Raw genomic sequence first — 23340 nt, forward strand, 5'->3', positions numbered from 1 at the left:
CATATGTCAGCAATGGCAAGTATAAGATCAGATAAGGAATTAAAAACTTATTTCCTAAGAAAAGTAAGTGAAGGAAAAAATAAAATGAGTGTCCTGAATGCGGTAAGAAATAAATTAGTACACAGAATAATGGCTGTCATCAATAGAAAACAGCCATTTTTACAAAAAGAAGAATTTGTGTCAATAAAAAATTCAAATTTCTCTTGTGTATTAACATAGAAATCTTTGCGTTTTCCAACAGATTTTTTCTGATCTTTTATTTTATTAGAAAAACGCAAAGACGCAAAAGAAATTTACAAACTTTATGCTTTAAGGCGCTAAGATTTTATCTCCGATAAAATTTTGGACTGCCTATTTAAACTCAATTTTTAATAATAAGTACCTTAAAAATCGGCAACATTTCCAAATCTTAAAATTGATATGGAATAAAGCTTTTTATTTTAAACCATTAAGAGTTTTTAAGTGGTGAAGAATTATTAAGGAATTCGCAAGCGAATTTTAGACTATACAGCTAAAAAATCGCAGATTTTCTTCACTCATCTTAAAACCTTTATATTCCTTAATGGTTCAGTTTATCAATCATCAAATTCAAAGAGCGGAATTACAATCCAGCCATTAAGATCACTTAAGCAATTAAGATTTATTAAAGATTAAGGTTCACAAACGAAAAGACAGCAGGCTAAAATAATTTTTAGAACTTCTACTGATATTGCCTAAGTTTTGATGACCTTAATGGCTTAGATTCTAACCCAATAATTTATTTTTCAGTTTATTGAACTGATATTCTATTTTATCCAGACAAAGATTTCCGATACTTCCCTGGTGGGTATGTTCAAGATTTCCAGTCTCAAATTCAAACTCATTGTTTTCAATCTCCTGCCCTACTTTTACATAAGCATCACGAAATGAACTTCCGTTTTTCACTTCTTCATTAATCTTTTCTACGCTAAACAAATATTTGTATTTTTCATCTTCCAGAATTCCGTCTTTTACCTTAATATTTGGTAAAGTATAGCTTAAGATTTCCAAACATTCCTTTAAAGAATCTATCGCAGGGAAAAGGATCTCTTTCGTAAGCTGTACATCTCTGTGATATCCTGAAGGCAGATTACTTGTTAAAAGAATCAATTCGTTGGGAAGCGACTGAATTCTGTTGCATCGTGCACGAACCAGCTCAAAGATATCCGGATTCTTTTTATGAGGCATAATACTGCTTCCTGTAGTAAATTCCTTTGGAAAGCTGATGAAGTCAAAATTCTGACTCAGATACAGGCATACATCGTAAGCAAACTTCCCAAGAGTTCCGGCTAAAGTTGCCATTGCCATTGATAGCATTTTTTCCGACTTTCCACGGGTCATCTGAGCATATACCGAGTTATAATTCATCGACTGGAAGCCTAGATTATAAGTGGTACTTTCACGATTGATAGGGAAAGATGAACCATAACCAGCTGCTGATCCTAATGGATTTTTATTGATGATATTCTTTACCGAAAACAGCATTTCCACATCATCCAAAAGCGCTTCTGCATAAGCTCCAAACCACAATCCGAATGATGAGGGCATTGCAATCTGCAAATGGGTATATCCCGGAAGCAGAACATTTTTATGCTGATCTGCCAGCTGAATTAAAATCTGGAAAAATTCGTCTGTAAGCGCTGTGATCTCACGGATTTCATCCAGTAAGTACAATTTTATATCCAGTAAAACCTGATCATTTCTTGATCTTGCCGTATGGATTTTCTTTCCTGTATCGCCTAATTCTTCAATGAGAATGGCTTCTACCTGAGAATGGATATCCTCAGCATCTTTATCAATTTCAAAACTGCCTTCTTCAATTTTATTTAAAATAGTATTCAAAACAGATAACATCTGTTCTGATTCTTCGTGGGTAATAATTCCGGTTTCTGCCAGCATTTTGCAATGTGCCATAGAACCTTTCACGTCATATTTCGCTAAACGTTCGTCAAAATCAAGGTCTTTACCGACTGTAAAGTTATTGACTAATATATTGGTGGCAAGGTCATCCTTCTGCCATATTTTTTTCATATTCTCTGATTTAAAATACTGATGGGTTTTGACATGCCCGGCAAGGCAATCCTTATTACTATTAACTATAAAAAAACATTTCCTTATGTAAAGCTTTCATTTCTAATTTTCTTTTTTGCATAAATCTTATTAAAAACTAAACTTCAATGCCTGCCGGGCGGAGTCAAAACATATATTTTAGAGGTTAGAAGTTAGTTATAGCCTTTATGTATGTGACCTTTTTCTTACTAATTTCTAGTCTCTAGCTTCTAGTTTCTCTCTTTTATAAAACTTTTTCTAAAATTCTGATGTAGATTTCTATTCCTTCTTCTATTTCCTGAATATAGATAAATTCATCTGCTGTGTGAGAGCGCCTGCTATCTCCAGGTCCCATTTTTACTGATGTACATGGAATAATGGCCTGATCCGAAGAAGTAGGTGAACCGTAAGTTGTCCTTCCTATTTCAATTCCTGCTTTTACAAACGGGTGGTCCAGTTCTATTTTTGATGAATTCAGCCTGAACGATCTTGCCGTTAGTGTAGATTCCATCTGAGACTGAATGATGTCAAACGCTTCCTGATTGGAATATTCGTCTGTTACTCTTACATCCAGAGTGAAACTGCATGATTCCGGAACAACATTATGCTGTACACCTGCATGAATTCCTGATAAAGTAACTTTAACTTCTCCCAGATATTCTGAAACCTTTGGAAATTTAAAGGCAAGAATATTCAGCAGATCCTGCATACATTTTATAATCGAGTTATCATCATTAGGATGAGCGGCATGAGAAGGAGTACCTTTCATTTCTCCATCAATCACAAGAAGTCCTTTTTCTGCAATCGCCAGATTCATCTGCGTGGGTTCTCCTACAATGGCGAGTTCTACATTGGGTAGCTGCGGAAACAGAGCTTCAACCCCATCAAATCCTGAGATCTCCTCCTCTGCCGTCAAAGCAATAACTAAATTATATTTTAAATCTTCTTTATTATAAAAATGCAAAAAAACCTGTGCCATAGAAACCAAAGAAGCTCCGGCATCATTACTTCCCAATCCAAATAATTTCCCATCTTTTTCAATAGGAATGAACGGATCCAGCGTGTAAGCTTTATTAGGCTTTACGGTATCATGATGCGTATTCAGTAAAATGGAAGGTTTAAAAACATCAAAATGTTTATTCACCGCCCAGATATTATTTTTAAAACGTTTGGTAGGAATCTGGTGCTTTTTGAAAAAATTCTCAATTTCTACCGACGTATTGAACTCATCTTTACTGAATGAAGGAATCTCAATCAAATTTTTAAGCAATCCGACCGCATTATTCAATAGCTCTTCTTTATTATAAACAGATTTCAGTTCCTGCATGATGATTTTCTATATGGTTTTTCAATTCTGTTTCTTTGATCAGAAACACTTTGTCTACATTATTTTTTATCGCTCCAAGAGCATTTTCAAGTTTGGGCAAAATCCCTTTGTGAAGCTTTCCTTCTTCTTTTAATGTCGTGAAATCTTCCTCATTTACACTTTTGATTACTGATTCAGGATCATTGACATCTTCTAAGACTCCTTCTTTATCAAAACAATACAACAATTCAACTTCATATTTCTCTGAAAGAGCCTGTGCCATTACAGATGCAATGGTATCTGCATTAGTATTGAAAAGATTTCCTTTTCTATCGTGAGTGATCGCTGAAAATACCGGAACAAGATTGAGTTTCATGAGTTTTGAAACCAGCTTCCTGTTAACGCTTTTCTTGCTGATATCTCCTACAAATCCAAAGTCGATTTCAGGGTGTTCTCTTTTTTTAGCCTTGATTAAATTTCCATCTGCTCCGGAAAACCCTATCGCATTGCATTTTTTCTGCTGCAGCTTTTCAACGATATTTTTATTGATTCCTCCCGCATACACCATCGTTACAATATCCAATGTCTCCTTATCCGTAATCCTCCTTCCGTTGATCATTTTCTGCTCGATGCCCAGTTTATCAGCCAGCGTTGTTGCCAGTTTTCCACCACCATGAACAAGAATTTTCTTTTCATTAATTTCAGAAAACTGTTCTAAGAATTGGGTTAATAATTCTTCATCATCAATTAAAACTCCGCCAATTTTTATGATGTATAACTTTTCTTTCATTTGTCAACTTTTTGGGATCCTTTTCATCCTTGTCAAGGTTCAAAACCTTGACAAGGATGATTTTTAAGCTTTTAATTCATCTAAAATTTCACTGAATACAGCTTGTGCTGAGAAAATTCGGTTTTTTGCCTGCTGATAGATGATAGAATGATCTCCATCCATCACTTCATCGCTCAATTCCACATTACGGCGAACCGGAAGACAGTGCATCACTTTTGCTTCATTGGTATTGGCTAATTTTTCGTTGGTAAGCATCCAGTCGCCTTTTACTTCAGGCATTTCGGCATAATCATCAAAAGAAGACCAGTTTTTTACATAAACAAAATCTGCATCTTTCAACGCTTCATCCTGATCATGGATTACTTTCACCTCTTTTGTGAAGTTTTTATCTAAATCATACCCTTCGGGATTGGCAATTACCAATTCCACATCCATTTCCTGCATCCATTCTGCGAAAGAATTTCCAACAGCATGGGCAATAGGCTTGATATGTGGCGCCCAGGTCAGTACCACTTTAGGTTTATGATCTTTTTTCCAGTTTTCTGTGATCGTGATACAGTCAGCTAAACTTTGCAGCGGGTGGCGTGTAGCCGATTCTAATGAAATGACAGGAACTTTTGCGTGTTTTTCAAACTGGCTTAGAATGCTTTCATTCACATCGTCTTCTTTACTCTTCATTCCTGCAAAACAACGTACTGCAATAATGTCGCAATATTGGTTTAAAACCTCGATTGCATCTTTGATGTGTTCTACAGTATCGCCGTTCATTACCGCTCCGTCAGCAAATTCAAGATTCCAGGCTTCCTGTGCAGCATTTAATGTCAATACATTCAATCCTAAATTTTGAGCTGCAATCTGACTGCTCAGACGGGTTCTCAAACTTGAGTTTAAAAATACAAGTCCGATTGTTTTTCCCTTTCCTTTTTGTGTTTCGGTAAGGGGATCTGCTTTTATCTGTAAAGCTTTTTTTATGATTTCCTGTAAGTTTTCTACATCACTTACAGAGGTAAATTTTTTCATTTTGAATTAATTTTAAAGATTGTGTTTACACATTAATTTGGATTCTTAACGCAAGGGCGCAAAGCTTTTCACTCATACTTTTTTCGTTCGCAAGGGCGTTTCACTCAGCAATTAAAAGTTGTTTTTGTCATTCTGACGAAGGAAGAATCTTACATTGTTATATTTTAAGAGATTCTTCATTTCACTTCGTTACATTCAGAATGACAAACACAGCGTTAAGCTTTTAAACCTTTTTGCCATTTTGTCTTTTACATCTTAAATACTTCCCAGCACTGCTTTCAAAGCATTGATGAAAAGATCCGTTTCCTCTTTTTTGATATTCAGTGCCGGAAGAATCCTTAACACCGTTTTATCATTCGAGTTTCCTGTGAAAATATGATGACCAAAAAGGAGTTCCTTCCTTACTTCTGAACAGTCCCTGTCTAGTTCTATTCCGATCATCAATCCTTTCCTTCGGATGGATTTAATATGTGGTAAATCTTTAATTTCATTTTCAATATACTCACCCATCTGTTGAGCATTTTCAAGAAGATTTTCATCTTTCATGACATCCAGAACAGCAATTGAAGCTGCACAAGCCAGATGATTTCCTCCAAATGTGGTTCCCAGCAAACCGTTGCTTGCCTGGAATTTAGGATGGATCAAAACTCCCCCCACAGGAAATCCGTTCCCCATTCCTTTAGCTGTCGTAATAATATCTGCTTCTACACCAAATTCCTGATGCGCAAAGAAATATCCGCTTCTTCCGTATCCGGACTGCACTTCATCCAAAATAAGAACGGCATCATATTTTTCACACAATTCTTTGATTTTAGATAAAAATTCCGGCGTTGGAATCATAATTCCTCCTACTCCCTGAATTCCTTCGATGATTACGGATGAAATTTCATTTCCAAATTTCTCAAAGGTTTCTTCAAGCTGTTGTACATCATTCCATTCTGATTTGATAAATCTTTCAGAAAAGTTAACCGGAGCAACAATTTTTGGATTATCTGTCACAGAAACCGCTGCAGAGGTTCTGCCATGGAATGAACCTGAAAAATAAAGCACTTTGCTTTTTCCGTTATGAAAAGAAGCCAGCTTCAATGCATTTTCATTCGCTTCCGCTCCGGAATTGCATAAGAAAAGGTTATAATCTTCATATCCTGAAAGCTTTCCTAATTTCTCCGCCAGCTCAGTCTGCAATTCATTCTGAACAGAGTTGGAATAGAAAGATATTTTTTCCAACTGATCTTTCAGTTTGTTCTGATAATGCGGATGGTTGTGCCCGATAGAAATCACAGCATGACCTCCGTAAAAATCAAGATACTGCTCTCCTTTATCATCCCAAAGAAATGATCCCTGAGCTTTTACCGGATTTATGTTGAATAATGGATATACGTTGAATAAATTCATCTTTGTTGCTAGTTGTTAGTTTGATGGTTGATGATTGAAAGCTTGCAGGTCTAAAAGTTATTCTTCACACTACTGCAACCTATGATCTACAACCTTCTACCTTATTAATAAATTAGAATGCTATCGGTTTCAGGTTTAATCCTGCATTTTCTTCCCAGTTCATGGCCAGATTCATATTCTGAACTGCCTGTCCTGAAGCACCTTTTAACAAATTGTCAATCGCTGAGTGAATAACGACAACATTTCCACTCTTTTCGATTTGAATCACACAGCGATTGGTATTGACAACCTGCTTTAAATCAACTGCCCTGCTACTCACCGTAACAAAAGGCTCCTCTGCATAAAAATCCTGAAATAATTGCTCTATTTCCTCCAACGTTAAATCCGTCTTCATCATGGAACTTGTAAAAATCCCTCTTGCAAAATCTCCTCTCCATGGAACAAAATTCAGGGTTACTTCTTTATTATTGAATGAAATCAGCTGCTGCAAAATCTCATCGACATGCTGATGAGTTAATGTTTTATACGCTGATACATTATCATTTCTCCAGGTAAAATGAGTGGTTGCCTGCAAAGACTGCCCAGCTCCCGTAGAACCAGTGATCCCTGTAGTAAAAACTTCATTTAACACTCCTTTTCCCGCCAATGGCAATAATGCCAATTGAATGGCTGTAGCAAAACATCCCGGGTTGGCAATACTTTTTGCACCCGTTAGTTGTTTTTTATTGATTTCCGGTAATCCGTAGATAAAATCTCTGTTTCCGAAGTTTCCATCTAAACGGAAATCATTTCCAAGATCTATAACCAGCGTTTCATCTTTAACAGGATTCTGAGTTAACCAGTTTTGACTTTCTTTATGCGGAAGACACAGAAAAAGAATATCTACGTCTTCAGATTTATCCGTCAAAACCATTTCACAAACTGTCGTTAAATCCGGGTACAGATCCGAAATTCTTGTTCCCGAATTCGAACGACTATATAAAAAACTCAATGTCACATGGGGATGAAAAGCCAGTAAGCGTATCAGCTCACTTCCTGTATAACCGTTGGCTCCAATTATTCCTACTGTTTTCTTCATTTTAATTCGGACAGAATTTTGTTCTGCCTTGCATTACATTGCTCCTTCGGAACTAGTTGATATTTTGGTTAATCTGGTGGTATATATTTAAAGAATTGCTTACAATCTTTGTATAGCCTTTCACATCATCTCCTGTCCAAGCTCTGTTCGCTTCTCCATAGCTTCCGAATTTATCAGACATCAGATCATGAGCAGATTCAATTCCATTCAAAATAAATCTGTATGGGTGAAGCGTTACAAATACTTTTCCGCTCACTGTTTTCTGAGAATCTCCTAAGAAAGATTCAATATTTCTCATTACAGGATCTAAGAAAAGCGCTTCGTGAAGCCAGTTTCCATACCAGTCGGATAACTGTGACTTCATTATTTGCTGATATTTTGAAAGGGTATGCTTTTCTAATAAATGATGGGCTTTGATGATCACCGATGCGGCAGCCGCTTCAAATCCTACTCGTCCTTTAATCCCAACAATGGTATCTCCTACGTGAATATCACGACCGATTCCGTATGCTGAAGCCAGTTCTTCTATTTTTTGAATAGCATACACCGAATGTTCAAAGCTTTCTCCGTTGACTCCTACCACTTCTCCGTTTTTAAACTCAATCTCGAGTTCTGAAGGCTGAGTTTCTTTAATTTGAGACGGAAAAGCTTCTTCCGGAAGATAATTTCTTGATGTCAATGTTTCTTTCCCTCCTACAGAAGTCCCCCAAAGTCCTTTATTGACGGAATATTGTGCTTTTTGGAATTCCATTTCATAACCGTGTTCTTTCAAAAACTCAATTTCTTCTTCACGGGACAGAGCCATATCGCGGATTGGCGTAATGATTTCAATATTCGGGCACATCACCTGGAAAATTAAATCGAAACGAACCTGATCATTTCCAGCTCCTGTGCTTCCGTGTGCAATTGCATCAGCTTTTACTTCAATCGCATATTTTGCAATTTCCTGCGCCTGAATAGTACGTTCAGCACTTACAGAAAGAGGATAGGTATTATTTTTCAGTACATTTCCAAAAATCAAATATTTCACACATGAATTATAATAATCTTCCTGAGCGTCTACGCACCTGTATTCTTTTACCCCAAGGTTTAAAGCTTTTTTCTCCAACTCTTTTTCTTCTTCTTTTGAAAAACCTCCGGTATTTACAGTAACTGCATACACCTCATACCCTAGTGTTTCACTAAGATATTTAGCACAGTAGGAAGTATCTAAACCTCCGCTAAACGCTAAGATGACTTTCTTTTTCATCTGGACTCTTTTTATTTTTATTAATTGTCAAATGGAACTCGCCAATAGAATTCTGAGAAGAATACCCGAAATCTTTTTGGCTCATTTCATTATATTTATTTTCAGGCAGATCGTTTACTACCTCATCTTTTTTTTTATTATTTTCAGGAACAAATAACATTGCTGTACAAAGGCAATTCTTACGTTCCTTCATCATTAAAATCTCATAGTTCACACAGTTTTTGCAGCCGTTCCAGAATTCCTCATCCTGAGTCAGCTCAGAATAAATAACCGGTTTATATCCTAAATCACTATTGATCTTCATTACTGCCAAACCTGTTGTCAAACCGAATACTTTCGCATCCGGATATTTGTCTCTAGATAATTGGAAAACTTTCTGCTTAATCTGAGTCGCTACTCCCCCGTTCCTGAACTTCGGCGACACAATCAGCCCCGAGTTGGCCACAAACTTCCCATGTGACCAGGTCTCTATATAACAGAAACCTACCCACTCACCATTTTCAGTGGCTACCACAGCATTGCCTTCTGAAATCTTCTTAGTCAAATATTCTATAGAACGTTTTGCGATACCCGTTCCTCTACGCTGTGCAGAATCGTACATTTCCTGCTGTATTTCACTCACATACATTAGATGCTCGCATGAGGAAATTTCTATTTCCATTTATTTATCTAAATTTTTTGGCAAATTTAAAATATAATTTCTTTTAAATCCAAATAAAAAAGATATTTTTTTGTTTTAAAAATTTATACAGGTAAAATTATCTTTACAGAAAATTATACATTTGCTAATTTATTATATATTTGCTAAAATAATATAGTTATGGAAAATACCTGTCCCAAATGCAAGAGTATCAAAGTAGTGAAAAGTGGTATTATTAATGAAAAACAACGCTTCCACTGCAAAGACTGCAACTATTATTTTACCGTTAAAAAACTGGGAAAACAAATTGATGACTACTATGTTACCAAAGCACTTCAGCTTTATTTAGAAGGCTTAAGTTACCGTGAAATTGAAAGAATTATCGGAGTTTCGCACGTAACAATAAGTTCATGGATTAAAAAATACAATATTACAAGGCCTCCGCATTCTGAATTCCATCCTGTTTATAAAATCCTAAAACAGAGTGAGCTCATTGAATACATTGCACAAGAAGAAAACATTAAAAATTCAGGGATTATCATTACCCAATTTGCAGATAAATACATGCTGATTAAATGGGAAAGGTTTAAAAAATAAGAAGAAAATGGTTGTGTTAGACTAAAAGATAATAGACTGATAGATAATAGATTTAATATATTATTCATATTAAAACTATATAATTACCACTAATATATATTAAATTTTCATAAACAAATTATTAATTACAATTTGGCATTCACAAAAAACAACGCCAAAAATTGATAATTTATGAAGAAATTACTTACATTCATTGGATTAGCCTTAATCAGCAGTTCTGCCTATTCACAAGGCTCTCCTGATTATGGCAATGGCTTAAAAATTAACCTCAACCCAAACGGTGATAAATTCGTCAGATTTATTTTATGGGACCAGTTCTGGTTAAGAAACACTTCCATGAACCCCGGAACTATGGTAGGAGGCGAACCTACTGACAACTCATGGAGCCTGGGAAACAGGAGATTACGTGCTTTAACCTATGCACAAATCTCTAAAAGATATATGATCCTCCTCCATTTTGGAATCAATAATCAGACTTTTATTAATGGTGGCGCTTCAGGTACCTCAGGAACAGGAGGTTATGGAAACGGAAAGAAAACCCAGTTATTTTTTCATGATGCCTGGAACGAATACGCAGTTATTTTACCTGGAGAAGCAGGGAAATTCAGTTTAACTTTAGGGGCAGGTCTTCATTACTACATGGGGCTTTCCCGTATGACTATGGCTTCTACGCTAAATTTCCTCACATTAGACTCTCCGGTTTTCTCGTGGCCATTGATTGACAACTCTGACCAGTTTGCAAGACAACTGGGAATGTTTGCTAAAGGAAAATATGGAAAATTGGAGTATCGTTTCAGTTTAAATAAACCTTTCGCTACAGATCTTACTCCTGTGAATGTAACAGATCCTTCGAAGGCTATAGCTGTAGACAACAACGGAAACCCAAGTTTCTCAAAAGCAGGATATGTTGAATATCAATTTCTTGATGAAGAATCCAATACCCTTCCTTTTAAAGTGGGATCTTATCTTGGAACTAAAAAAGTTTTCAATGTAGGTGCCGGTTTTTATCATCAGGCTGACGGAACAAGAACTTCCGTGAACTCAAACATTGAAAAACATGACATTACCCTTTTTGCAGTCGATGCTTTTGCTGATATACCTTTAGGAGAAGCAAAAAATAAAATGGCCGTTTCTGCGTATGCCGGATATTATAATTACAATTTCGGTCCGAACTATGTAAGAAACCTGGGAACGATGAATATCGGAGCTTCTGACCCAAATTTCATCGGCAATAAAGCCATCGCAGGACCAGGAAATCTACAACCGACTATCGGAACAGGTAATATTATCTACGCACAGGCAGGTTTACTATTACCTAGCCAGGCAGAAAAACCAAAAATCAGAATACAGCCTTTTGCCGCTTATACCCATAAAAGCTTTGAAGCTTTCGATAAATCTTCATCACAGTTTGATGTAGGAGCCAACTGGTTCATAGACGGGCATCATGCGAAAATTACAACACAATACTCAACGAGACCCGTTTATACAAATCCTACGGAAAGTCCTTCTTCCAAAGGGGAATTTATTGTACAGTTTCAAATTTACCTGTAAAATCTGAACCATTAAGAAGAGTAAAGAATTTAAGATGGGAATCTCACTAATAGCCAGATTCATATGAGATTCTTCACTACATTTCATTCAGAATGACAGTTTTGAAATAATCTCAAAGCATTGAACTTAATCATAACTTCAGTTATATCTTAATTATTCTTAACCCCTTAAAAGCCCTTAATGGTTTAAAAAAAATTCAATTAAAATCCTATTCCAAATAACATCAAAAACTAATCGATATGAGCGAAAATCATCACGAAACCTACGAAAATATGACCGACAGGCAGAAAAACCGCACCATCTGGAGCGTGATCACTGCTTCATCCCTCGGAACGTTGATAGAATGGTATGACTTCTATATTTTTGGAAGTTTGGCCGTTGTTCTAGCTACCAAATTTTTCCCTGCCGATAATCCCACAGCAGCCTTTTTATCTACTCTGGCAACGTTTGCTGCCGGATTTGTGGTAAGACCTTTCGGAGCATTATTTTTCGGGAGACTGGGAGATATTATCGGGAGAAAATATACTTTCCTTGTTACTTTGCTGATCATGGGATTTTCTACTTTCCTGATCGGATGTATTCCAAGTTATGAAACCATTGGTTTTATGGCTCCGGTTTTAGTTCTAATCTTAAGATTACTTCAGGGACTTGCTTTAGGAGGTGAATACGGGGGCGCTGCCACTTATGTCGCAGAATATGCACAACCTCATCGCCGTGGATACTGGACTTCATGGATCCAGACTACCGCCACAGCCGGACTTTTCATTTCATTAATTGTTATTCTCATCACGAAGACTACGCTATCCGCAGAAGAATTTGACACCTGGGGATGGAGAGTTCCGTTTTGGATTTCTATTCTAATGGTGGCTGTATCTTACATCATCAGAAAAAATATGAAGGAGTCGCCTCTTTTTGCAAAAGCTAAAAGCGAGGGTAAAACATCCAAAAATCCTTTAAAAGAAAGCTTTGGAAACAAATACAATTTCAAGTTTGTCTTACTGGCTTTATTCGGAGCAGCAATGGGACAAGGGGTCATCTGGTATACAGGACAGTTTTATGCCATGAGCTTTCTTCAAAAGGTAATGAATGTAGAATCTGCACAAGTGGATTCATTGATGGCAACGGCATTATTTTTAGGAACACCTTTCTTCGTATTCTTCGGGTGGCTGTCTGATAAAATCGGGAGAAAAGCGGTGATGATGACCGGAATGCTGGTTGCTATTTTAGCTTACAGACCTATTTATGACAGCATGTTCAAGAGTGTAAACCTCGAAAATAAAACAGTTGCAGCCAATGGGATTACGGAAAAAAGAACAGCAAAAATCCACAATGATATTGCGACAGACAGTTTAGTTACTTTTCACAAAGAAACTCTTTATACCGATGGAACCTTAATCAAAAAAGACAGTATTGTTCACTGGTCACCTGCAGGAGTTGTTATGAAAGACGGAAAAGCTGAGGAAGCCAAAGTTTCCCAAAGTTTAAAACTAAGTGACAACACCAAGTGGTATCTCGTGTTCCTTGTATTTATCCAGGTAATATTTGTAACGATGGTATACGGGCCTATCGCTGCTTTCCTTGTGGAAATGTTCCCTGTAAGAATCCGATACACCTCAATGTCATTGCCCTATCACATCGGAAACGGGGTGTTTGGAGGACTTCTTCCGGCAGTGGCAACTTATCTGGTAACCACAGGAAAAGAAGCAGGACATGCGACATGGTATCTGGAAGGACTTTGGTACCCGATTGGAGTTGCTACAGTCTGTTTGATCATCGGATTATTTTATCTTAAAAATAAGAACAATAATCTTCATGATTAGGCACTGAATCACTCAAATTTTTATTAATTTTAAAACAACTAAAATGAACGGACTAAAAAAAATATTAGGCATTCTCTGGATCGCTATTGCGGTGATTGTAGGATATTTCGGAATTACGGTATTGGGAATTCCAAAAATAGCTTCCGGAAAACAGGAAGATCTGGTTTTTGGTATCATTATTCTTTTTGTACTGATGCCGATTATCTCAGGTGGAATGGCCATTTTTGGTTATTATGCCTTAAAAGGAGAATATTCCGACGATAAAATTTAAAAAGTAATAAAACAGATAATTGATGAATGCTGTCATTCATCAATTATCTGTTATCAAAATTATTTATGAAGAAAAGACACGAACAAAAACTCATCATACTGAGCGTAGGGCTTATGATTGCTTTCAGCATTCCTATTTCATTGCTTTTCAACAGTGAGAGGGAGGTTTTAGGCTATCCTATGATCCTGATCTATCTGTTCGCGGTCTGGATGATTTCCATTATCATTTCTTTTGTAATTGTAAAAAGGTACGATGAGTAGTTTCGCATTATTTTTTGTAGTTCTGTTTTACCTGGCTCTTCTTTTCTTAGTTGCTTATCTGGCAGAGAAGAAAAGGAGTAAAATCTGGATCAACAATCCTTACATTTATGCTTTGTCTCTTGCGGTATATTGTACTGCGTGGACGTATTATGGAAGTATTGGTGTGGCAGCTACCAGCGGATTAAACTACCTGCCGATTTATATTGGGCCTATTATAATTATTCCGGCATGGATTTACATCAATACCCGGATTGTAAGAATATCAAGAGTGAATAAAATAAGCAGTCTTGCCGATTTTATTTCCTTGAGATATGGTAACAGCAGAAGCCTGAGTGCTATCATCACGATAGTATGCCTTCTGGCGATTGTTCCTTATATCGGCCTGCAGATCAAAGCTATTTCTGAAACCTTTCATTTGGTAACAGAAACTCCGATGTCTAAAGATATTCTGACGGATAATGCTACTTTTGTAGTTGTTTTAATTGCTTTATTTTCTTCCTATTACGGAACAAGATACGTAGATGCTTCGGAAAAACGATTAGGAATTATCTCTGCTATTGCACTGGAAAGTTTTTTAAAACTTTTCTTTATTATTATTCTTGGGCTTTTCGTGATTTATTATGCTTTTGATGGATTCTCAGATATTTATGAGAAAGCCAGCAAATTTGAAGATTTTAAAGAAAAAAATACATTCAACGGGATTGAAGGTGCTATGAACTGGATGGTTCTGTGTATGATTTCTGCCACAGCGATCTGCATTCTTCCGAGACAATTTCACACTGCGATTGTTGAGAACAGACAGGAAAAGCACATTAGAACAGCCATTTGGTTTTTCCCGCTTTACCTTTTAATCTTTACCATATTTATTTTCCCGATTGCATGGGGAGGGAGGCTGATTTTTGACGGACAGAAAGTAAACCCTGAGTTCTACTCTATTCTTATTCCACAGCATTTTGATAATACTTTGATCACCGTGCTTGTTTTTCTTGGCGGATTGAGCTCATGTATTTCTATGATTATTATTTCTGCAATCACTTTATCTGTCATGCTTTCCAACAATCTCATCATTCCATATGGATTGCTTGGAAAATTAAAATCTGAAAGTGAAGAAAAAAATACAAGAAGTATTACCAACATTCGAAAGTTCAGCATTTTTGCTCTGATCATCATGGCTTTTGCCTTCTACAAATATTTCATTCTGAAAACCTCGCTGGATTCTGTAGGATTAATTTCATTTGTTGTGATTGGCCAATTGGCTCCTGCATTTTTCGGAGCTTTATTCTGGAGAAGAGGAAGTTATAAAGGTGCTGTTACAGGACTTTTAGCCGGATTAGTGATCTGTTATTTCGGATTGATTATCCCGCAATATTATTTTTCGTACAATCAGGAATTTAAAGGAATTATCAGGGAAACGTATGATGCTTTCGGCTTTTTCACTATTCCTTACTTAGGAAGAATTCCGCAGATCTTTTTCTGGTCGATGCTGGTGAATACAAGCCTGTTTACGATTGTTTCTGTGAGCTCAAAAGGAAACTACCGCGAAAGAAACTTTGCCGAGCTGTACGTAGATATCGACAAATACATTCAAAACCATGAAAATGCTTTCGTCTGGCGTGGAACGGCTTATATTTCAGACATACAGAATATTTTGGAACGTTTTTTAGGCAAAAATAAAACAGAGCAGGCCTTAAGAATTTTTAATTTAAAATATAATATTGATTCAAAAACTGAAACTGCGGATTCAAGATTTATCAAATTTTCAGAAAACCTTCTGGCAGGAAGAATTGGTACCGCTTCCGCAAAAATTTTGATTGAAGGCGTAACTAAGGAAGATAAAATATCTTTAAAAGAGGTTTTGAACATTCTTGAAGAATCACAGGAAAACATCAGTTTAAATAAAAAACTTACCGAGCAGTCTGAAGAGCTGCAGAAGCTTTCCGATGATCTGAGAACAGCTAACGAAAGTCTGATCGTTAAAGACCGTCAAAAAGACGACTTCCTAGACTCTGTTGCCCACGAGCTGAGAACTCCGATCACTGCCATCCGCTCTGCCGGAGAAATTTTAGCCGATGATGATGACATTCCCTTTGACATCAAACAGGAGTTTTTAAACAACATTGTTACAGAATCTGATAGATTGAGTGAAATCATCAACGATATTCTTTATCTGGACAAATTACAGCACGGAGAAATTTCTTTACACATTCAGGAAAATAATATTATTGAAACGTATAAAAAAGCCTTAAATCCTCTCCTTCACCTGATACAGCAGAAAAATATTCATTTGAGTGAAGTTAATCTCCTGAATCATTTTATATTTGAATATGATGAAGCAAGAATGATTCAGCTGTTTCAGAATATCTGGGGAAATGCTTTAAAATTCACAGAAGAACAGGGAACCATTCAGACTAAATTATTTGAAAAAGATCAGGATTTGGTGATTAGCATTTTCAATACCGGGAAACATATTCCGGAAGAAGATCTGGAAATGATTTTTGACAAGTTTTATCAGTCGAAAAACCAAAACATATTAAAACCTACAGGAAGCGGACTGGGACTGGCCATTTCCAAAAAATTGTACAGGCACACGGAGGAAGTATAAAAGCCGAAAATAGCGGACTGGGCGTAACTTTCACCATAAGCATTCCCGAAAAAACTAAAAACGAGATTATAAATGAAGTTGAACACCATTAAAAACATCTTATGAGAAAGATAATCATTGCGGATGACGAACACAAAATATTAATGTCATTAGAATACAGTTTTAAGAAAAACGGATACGATGTCTATATTGCCCGTGACGGAACGGAAGTTCTTGACTTTCTGAAAACAATGGTTCCGGACGTGATCCTTCTTGATATTATGATGCCCAATCTTGATGGTTACAGCACGCTCGACCTCATTAAGCAGAACGAAAAACTGAAAGACACCAAAGTCATCTTCCTGAGTGCCAAAAACAATCCAAGAGATATTGAAAAAGGATTGGAAATGGGAGCAGATGCTTATGTTACGAAACCCTACTCGATTAAGAAACTGATGCAGCAGATTGAGGAAATGTTTTAACATGTAAGATTCAACCATTAAGATTCATAAAGGAATTAAGAGTATTAAGAGATTGCTTCGCCTTCGGCTCGCAATGACATGCAGACCCTAAACACAACTATTGACCTTGATATGAAAACAGATACATTATTTAAACAAAGCATAGAAAACAAAGAGAATTTCTGGAAAGAACAGGCCGCACAAATAAAATGGTTTGAATTTCCGAAACAAATCCTTTCTCAAGACGAAAATGATTACCCACAATGGTTTTCTGACGGAAAGCTTAATATGTGCTATTTGTGTATTGACAAACACATTGAAGACGGTTTCGGGGATCAGATAGCCATTGTTTATGATTCTCCTGTAACCCATCAGAAGAAAACCTATACTTTCCATCAGGCAAAAGAAGAAATCTCAAAACTGGCAGGAGGACTGGTTTCTCTGGGATTAAAAAAGGGAGACACAGCCGTTATCTATATGCCGATGATTCCGCAGACACTTTTTGCGATGCTTGCATGTGCGAGAATCGGGGTTATCCATAATGTGGTTTTCGGAGGCTTTGCTCCTCATGAGCTTGTTGTAAGAATTGATGATTGTAAACCTAAAGTTTTAATTACCGCCACAGCCGGTGTGGAAATTGCGAAGAGAATTCCTTATTTGCCACTGGTAGAAAAAGCGATTGAACTGGCGCAGGATAAAGTAGACCATATCATCGTATACAACAGAAAATTAGTAGATAATCAGGATGAAATGTTCGAAGGGCTTATTGATTATGAAGAACTGGTAGAAAAATCAGCTCCCGCAGACTGCATTCCTGTGGAATCTACTCATCCGCTTTATTTGCTTTACACTTCGGGAACTACCGGAAAACCCAAAGGCATTGTTCGGGATACCGGAGGTTATGCTACGGCATTGCAATTCTCAATGACTTATGTTTATGGTGTAGAGCCGGGAGAAACCTATTGGGCGGCTTCAGACTTTGGATGGGCTGTAGGACATAGTTTTTCTGTATATGGACCATTAATCAACAGAAATACAACGATAATTTTTGAAGGAAAACCTATCATGACTCCTGATGCCGGTACTTTCTGGAGAATTATTTCAGAATATAAAGTTTCGGTCATGTTTACGGCCCCTACTGCTATCAGAGCCATTAAAAAAGAAGATCCGAATGGTGAACTGGTAAAAAAATACGACCTCTCCCATTTCAAAAAACAGTTTCTGGCTGGCGAAAGATGTGATGTAGCCACTTTGGACTGGTTTGCAGAACACATCGGTATTCCGGCAATAGACCATTGGTGGCAGACAGAATCAGGCTGGCCAATGCTTGGATTGCTGACTCACAATGAAAGTTATCAGATCAAAAGAGCATCAGCAGGGAAACCTGTTCCAGGATATGACATTAAAATATTTGATGAAAACGGATTGGAATTCGATCCTCACCATGAAGGCTATCTGGTAATCAAACTTCCTCTCCCACCCGGCGCCATGCTTGGAATTTGGAAGGACTATACGCGCTTTGAAAACAGCTATTTATCTCAGTATAAAGGGTATTATTTTTCTGGAGACGGTGCTATTCAGGATGAGGACGGCTATATTTTCATTACAGGAAGAGTGGATGATGTGATCAATGTAGCAGGGCACAGGCTTTCCACTTCTGAAATGGAGGAAATTGTTTCATCACATCCCGATGTTGCAGAATGTGCGGTAGTAGGTATTGATGATGATTTAAAAGGACAGATTCCTTTTGCTACGGTTGTTTTAAAGAACGGTTCAGTTATTTCTGAAGAAGACATTGAAAAAGATATTATTCAGATGGTCCGCAACAAAATCGGAGCAGTAGCATTTCTGAAAAACGCAATGGTTGTCAAACGCTTACCTAAAACAAGATCAGGAAAAATTTTAAGAAAGCTGATCAGAACACTGCTTGACGGAAAAGATTTCCAGGTTCCATCGACTATTGATGATGAAAAAATCATTGATGAAATTCAGGAAAAAATCAAGGAATATAGAGGCTGAACAAGAAATTAAACTTAAATTTAAATACGTGTTTAATTCAATAAAAAAATTCAACCACTAAGAGAAATAAAGATGTTAAGAAAGATTAAGTTCATCCAAGATGAATAAAATAAATAGCTTACTCTATGATCTCAACAATATTAAATCATGGAGTTGTTTAAACTTATCAAAAATATTGGATATTTCTTAAACCATTAAGAAAGATTTAAGCAGTAAAGCATAGTTAAGATAAATCATTCTGATTTTTAAGCTTAAAGCGAAGCTCATCTTAATACTCTAAACACCTTAATGCAATCTTAATGGTTCAAAAAATGTTAAACAAGTTCCATTTAAAATTTAATGGCTTAAAAATCAAAACATAAAAATTATCAAAATAAAATCAATAAAAACGAAAGGGATATGAGAAATTACTTAATAGAAGATTTACCACAATATTTTGAAGATTATAAAAAGTCTATCAAAAATCCTAAAAAATTCTGGGATAAGGTAGCAGATCAAAACTTCGTGTGGTATCAAAGATGGAGCAAGGTTGTTAAGTACGACATGAATGAAGCTAAGATCACCTGGTTCAAAAATGCGAAACTCAATATTACCAAAAACTGTATCGACAGACATCTTACCATAAGAGGAGAAAAAACAGCCATCATATGGGAACCTAACGATCCTAAAGAAGAAGCACAGCATATTTCTTATAATGAACTGTATACACGCGTTAATAAAACTGCTAATGTTTTACGTGATATGGGTATTGAAAAAGGTGACAGAGTCTGCATTTATCTTCCCATGATTCCTGAACTGGCCATTACCATGCTTGCCTGTGCAAAACTGGGAGCTGTACATTCTGTTATTTTTGCAGGATTCTCAGCTTCAGCAGTTGCTTCAAGGGTAAATGACTGTGAGGCAAAAATGGTCATCACATCAGACGGAAGCTACAGAGGAAATAAAGTTCTTGACCTGAAAACCATTGTGGATGATGCATTGGAAAAAACCCCAACCGTTGAGAAAGTTCTTGTTGTAAAGAGAACCCACAACGAAATTACCATGAAAGAAGGGCGAGATTACTGGATGGCTGATCTGTATGAGAAAGCTTCTCCAGATTTCGTTACTGTCATTATGGATTCTGAAGATCCTCTTTTCATTTTATATACTTCCGGATCTACAGGAAAACCTAAAGGAATGCTACATACCTGTGCCGGATACATGGTATACACCGCTTATACTTTCAAAAATGTATTCAATTATAAGGAAAATGATATTTATTGGTGTACAGCAGATATCGGGTGGATCACCGGACATTCCTATATTCTTTACGGACCGTTATTGAATGGAGCCACCACCGTCATTTTTGAAGGTGTACCTACTTATCCTGAACCGGACCGTTTCTGGGAAGTGATTGAAAAACATAAAATCACTCAGTTTTACACGGCTCCTACAGCGATCCGTTCTTTAGCGAAAGAAAGTACAGAATGGGTGGATAAGCATGATTTGAGCTCTTTAAAAGTTATTGGTTCTGTAGGTGAGCCTATCAATGATGAAGCATGGCATTGGTTCAATGATCATGTTGGAAAGAAAAAATGTCCGATTGTAGATACGTGGTGGCAGACGGAAACAGGAGGAATCATGATCTCACCACTTCCTTTTGTAACCCCTACCAAACCTACTTATGCTACCCTTCCACTTCCAGGTGTACAGCCGGTTCTGATGGATGATAAGCGAAATGAAATTACAGGAAATCAGGTGACCGGAAATCTATGCATCCGTTTTCCATGGCCTGGAATTGCCAGAACCATCTGGGGCGACCACCAAAGATATAAAGAAACCTATTTCACCGCATTCCCTGGAAAATATTTTACCGGAGATGGCGCTTTGAGAGATGAAGTCGGCTATTACAGAATTACAGGCCGTGTAGATGATGTGATCATTGTTTCAGGACACAATCTGGGAACTGCACCTATTGAAGACAGTATCAACCAGCACCCTGCCGTTGCAGAATCTGCTATCGTGGGTTATCCTCATGATATCAAAGGAAATGCATTGTACGGTTATGTAACGCTTAAAGAAACCGGAGAAGGACGTGATAAGGAAAATCTGAAGAAAGAAATTAATCAGCTTATTTCAGATCAGATCGGACCGATTGCCAAACTGGATAAGATACAGTTTGTTTCCGGACTTCCAAAAACACGTTCAGGAAAGATCATGCGTAGAATCCTGAGAAAAATTGCAGAAGGCGACTTCAGTAATTTTGGAGACATCAGTACGCTTTTAAATCCTGAAATTGTAGAGGAGATCAAAAACGAAAGAATCTAAAATTTAATCAATTTATTAACCAATAGAAGCTCTGGAAGTCATTTCCGGGGCTTTTTTCTTGTACTTTGTTTAATAAAAAAAATACGTCAAGTTCTGTCGCTGGGTATAAATAATTTTACATCAAAACAAAATAAACTTTAATACATTTTAAACAGTATTCAATTATTAATAGTATGATTTAAAGTATACCACATTAAAATAATTTTCATGTCTTAAAAAGTGTTAAATTCGCGCAGTTTTAAATAAACGGATTAATAACTTAAAAAAAACAACATTGAAATGAGAAAACTTTATCTCGGTGCGTTTACTGTATGCGCAACCTTGGGCATGTCTGCTCAGGAAGTCGTTTGGCAGAAAAATATCAAATCCTCTACTCAGGATTTTCTAAGCCAGGTCACTACAACTATCGATCAGCAATATCTTATCACGGGAAGTTCTATACAGTCTAAAAGCCAATCGCCAGCAGCCAGCGGCCAAAAGCAGAACAACGGTTATGATTTCCATTTGGTTAAACTCAATCAACAAGGAGAAGAAGTTTGGGAAAAATATTTTTCCGGACAAAATCATGATTATTTATCATCAACCGTTACCACACAGGATGGCGGGTTTTTATTAGCCGGAACGTCCTATTCAGGAAAAGGATTGGATAAAAAAGAGGATTCCAAAGGAGGATCAGATATCTGGCTGATCAGAATCAATGAATTTGGAGACGAATTGTGGCAGAAAACATTGGGAAGTTCTTCTGATGAAGAGGCAAGAGCTGTCATTCAAACGACAGATTTAGGATTCTTTGTTACGGGCAACGTACAAAACTCTTCAAAAGGTTACGGTTCCAAAGATGTTTTAATTACAAAACTGGATAAAAACGGAAAAGAATTATCACAATTAATTTTAGGAGGAAAAGGTTTAGACGAAGTGGAAAAGATGATTCCGACAAAAGATGGCGGAGCATTACTGGGAATGTATTCAAGAAGTTCTGAGGTTCGTGGTTCGGGATCTGAAAAAGATTCCGGGATGCGAAGTTTGGGTTCCGTTGCAAACACTCAAAACCCGAATCCCGTAACCCGCACCCCGAAACAAACTGAAAACTTCGGTGAAGGTGATTACTGGATCGTAAAACTTGACAAAACCGGAAAAGTAGAATGGGAAAAGAATTTCGGAGGGAAAGGAGATGATCATATCAGAACTTTGGCATTAACTTCAAACGGATTAATTGTTGGCGGAGAATCCAGATCAGAAAGATCAGGAAATAAGACGGTAGGAATTGAAGAAGGAACAGACTTATGGCTGATTTCTCTAAATGAAAGAGGTGACGAACAATGGCAGAAAGCCTATAACTTCAAAAACAGAGACATTTTGATGGGAATGAGTATAGTAAACGGAAAGACGGAAGATGGAAGCGAGAAGTCTAAAGGCATTCTGCTTGGAGGTTACACTCAGGCTGAAGGAAGAATACAAGCCGATGATGAAACTTTCTGGATGTTATATTTAGACCAAAATGGAAATGAGCAGTGGAGAAAACACGTAAAAGGAGAATCCAGACAAAAAGAAGAACGACTTTCTGATTTAAAGCTTAACAGAGACGGATCAATTGTTTTAGCCGGAACCAGTGCAGAAGAGCTTGGAAAAGAAAACTGGAAGATTGTGAAGCTGGGCGACAAACAGGTTGATCAGTTAATTGAAAAATATGACATCAAAATCTATCCAAACCCAGTTTCAGACTATGCTTATATTGAAATAGGTTTTGATTTCAAGGATGCTGATATTCTACTATATGATATGTCCGGAAGACAGCTTCAAAATATAAAAACAAAAAACAAAGTTACCAAGATAAACACTCAAACTTTGGTTCAGGGAGCTTATCTGGTAACTATAAAGACTGATACTAATAAAACGGCGAATGCCAAATTAATCAAGAAATAAACACG

At 36.9% G+C, this 23340-nt stretch carries 18 protein-coding genes and 1 pseudogene; 11 read left to right on the forward strand and 8 right to left on the reverse strand.

The window, feature by feature from the left end; translation table 11 throughout:
- Nucleotides 1–219 (forward strand): annotated as a pseudogene (locus BOQ62_RS02050) (hypothetical protein); the annotation flags it as partial.
- A 525-nt stretch (nt 220–744) separates the two neighbouring features.
- Here BOQ62_RS02050 and argH read toward each other — a convergent pair.
- From argH to BOQ62_RS02090, 8 genes are all read right to left on the reverse strand, one after another.
- Entirely contained in the window at nt 745–2049 is a 1305-nt protein-coding gene (gene argH / locus BOQ62_RS02055) for an argininosuccinate lyase (RefSeq protein WP_129036754.1), read from the reverse strand.
- 262 nt (nt 2050–2311) lie between these two features.
- Nucleotides 2312–3394 (reverse strand): M20 family metallo-hydrolase, encoded by a 1083-nt coding sequence (locus BOQ62_RS02060; RefSeq protein ID WP_129036755.1) that lies wholly within the window; start codon nt 3392–3394, stop codon nt 2312–2314.
- Complete coding sequence (argB, locus tag BOQ62_RS02065) at nt 3369–4163, reverse strand: acetylglutamate kinase (RefSeq protein WP_129036756.1); 795 nt, start codon at nt 4161–4163, stop codon at nt 3369–3371. The genes BOQ62_RS02060 and argB overlap by 26 nt, the downstream gene beginning before the upstream one ends.
- Before the next feature lie 63 nt (nt 4164–4226).
- Nucleotides 4227–5183, reverse strand: coding sequence for an N-acetylornithine carbamoyltransferase (locus BOQ62_RS02070; RefSeq protein WP_129036757.1), 957 nt, complete (start codon nt 5181–5183; stop codon nt 4227–4229).
- 255 nt (nt 5184–5438) lie between these two features.
- Nucleotides 5439–6578, reverse strand: a complete 1140-nt coding sequence (locus BOQ62_RS02075) for an aspartate aminotransferase family protein (RefSeq protein ID WP_129036758.1) — start codon at nt 6576–6578, stop codon at nt 5439–5441.
- A gap of 112 nt (nt 6579–6690) precedes the next feature.
- Entirely contained in the window at nt 6691–7656 is a 966-nt protein-coding gene (argC, locus tag BOQ62_RS02080) for an N-acetyl-gamma-glutamyl-phosphate reductase (RefSeq protein WP_129036759.1), read from the reverse strand.
- Nucleotides 7657–7708: 52 nt separating this feature from the next.
- Complete coding sequence (locus BOQ62_RS02085) at nt 7709–8905, reverse strand: argininosuccinate synthase (RefSeq protein ID WP_129036760.1); 1197 nt, start codon at nt 8903–8905, stop codon at nt 7709–7711.
- The gene (locus tag BOQ62_RS02090) at nt 8877–9566 is read right to left on the reverse strand and encodes a GNAT family N-acetyltransferase (RefSeq protein WP_129036761.1); all 690 of its coding nucleotides are present in this window, start codon (nt 9564–9566) and stop codon (nt 8877–8879) included. The genes BOQ62_RS02085 and BOQ62_RS02090 overlap by 29 nt, the downstream gene beginning before the upstream one ends.
- Before the next feature lie 159 nt (nt 9567–9725).
- On the opposite strand from BOQ62_RS02090, the gene BOQ62_RS02095 reads away from it, so the two are divergent.
- The 10 genes from BOQ62_RS02095 to BOQ62_RS02140 all read left to right on the forward strand — a co-directional run bounded on the left by BOQ62_RS02095 (nt 9726) and on the right by BOQ62_RS02140 (nt 23335).
- Nucleotides 9726–10142, forward strand: coding sequence for a helix-turn-helix domain-containing protein (locus tag BOQ62_RS02095; protein ID WP_034696257.1), 417 nt, complete (start codon nt 9726–9728; stop codon nt 10140–10142).
- Nucleotides 10143–10313: 171 nt separating this feature from the next.
- Nucleotides 10314–11693: a porin gene (locus BOQ62_RS02100; RefSeq protein ID WP_129036762.1), complete on the forward strand. Its 1380-nt coding sequence runs from the start codon at nt 10314–10316 to the stop codon at nt 11691–11693.
- Between the two features lie 239 nt (nt 11694–11932).
- Nucleotides 11933–13513 (forward strand): MFS transporter, encoded by a 1581-nt coding sequence (locus tag BOQ62_RS02105; protein ID WP_129036763.1) that lies wholly within the window; start codon nt 11933–11935, stop codon nt 13511–13513.
- A gap of 43 nt (nt 13514–13556) precedes the next feature.
- A complete protein-coding gene (locus BOQ62_RS02110; protein WP_034696261.1) occupies nt 13557–13784 on the forward strand; it encodes a DUF6814 family protein in 228 nt (75 codons plus the stop codon).
- A 65-nt stretch (nt 13785–13849) separates the two neighbouring features.
- Nucleotides 13850–14044: a hypothetical protein gene (locus tag BOQ62_RS02115; RefSeq protein ID WP_129036764.1), complete on the forward strand. Its 195-nt coding sequence runs from the start codon at nt 13850–13852 to the stop codon at nt 14042–14044.
- The gene (locus tag BOQ62_RS02120; protein WP_317127350.1) at nt 14037–16646 is read left to right on the forward strand and encodes a histidine kinase dimerization/phospho-acceptor domain-containing protein; all 2610 of its coding nucleotides are present in this window, start codon (nt 14037–14039) and stop codon (nt 16644–16646) included. The genes BOQ62_RS02115 and BOQ62_RS02120 overlap by 8 nt, the downstream gene beginning before the upstream one ends.
- A 101-nt stretch (nt 16647–16747) precedes the next feature.
- Nucleotides 16748–17107 carry a response regulator transcription factor gene (locus BOQ62_RS02125; RefSeq protein WP_129036765.1) on the forward strand — a complete coding sequence of 120 codons (360 nt, stop codon included), beginning with the start codon at nt 16748–16750 and terminating at the stop codon, nt 17105–17107.
- A gap of 111 nt (nt 17108–17218) precedes the next feature.
- Complete coding sequence (locus BOQ62_RS02130) at nt 17219–19105, forward strand: AMP-binding protein (RefSeq protein WP_129036771.1); 1887 nt, start codon at nt 17219–17221, stop codon at nt 19103–19105.
- Between the two features lie 378 nt (nt 19106–19483).
- A complete protein-coding gene (gene acs, locus BOQ62_RS02135; RefSeq protein ID WP_228413580.1) occupies nt 19484–21412 on the forward strand; it encodes an acetate--CoA ligase in 1929 nt (642 codons plus the stop codon).
- A gap of 279 nt (nt 21413–21691) precedes the next feature.
- A complete protein-coding gene (locus tag BOQ62_RS02140; protein WP_129036767.1) occupies nt 21692–23335 on the forward strand; it encodes a T9SS type A sorting domain-containing protein in 1644 nt (547 codons plus the stop codon).
- The last annotated feature ends 5 nt before the right edge of the window (nt 23336–23340 follow it).

Origin of the sequence: Chryseobacterium sp. CH21 (assembly GCF_004119445.1) — a bacterium.
Classification (GTDB): domain Bacteria; phylum Bacteroidota; class Bacteroidia; order Flavobacteriales; family Weeksellaceae; genus Chryseobacterium.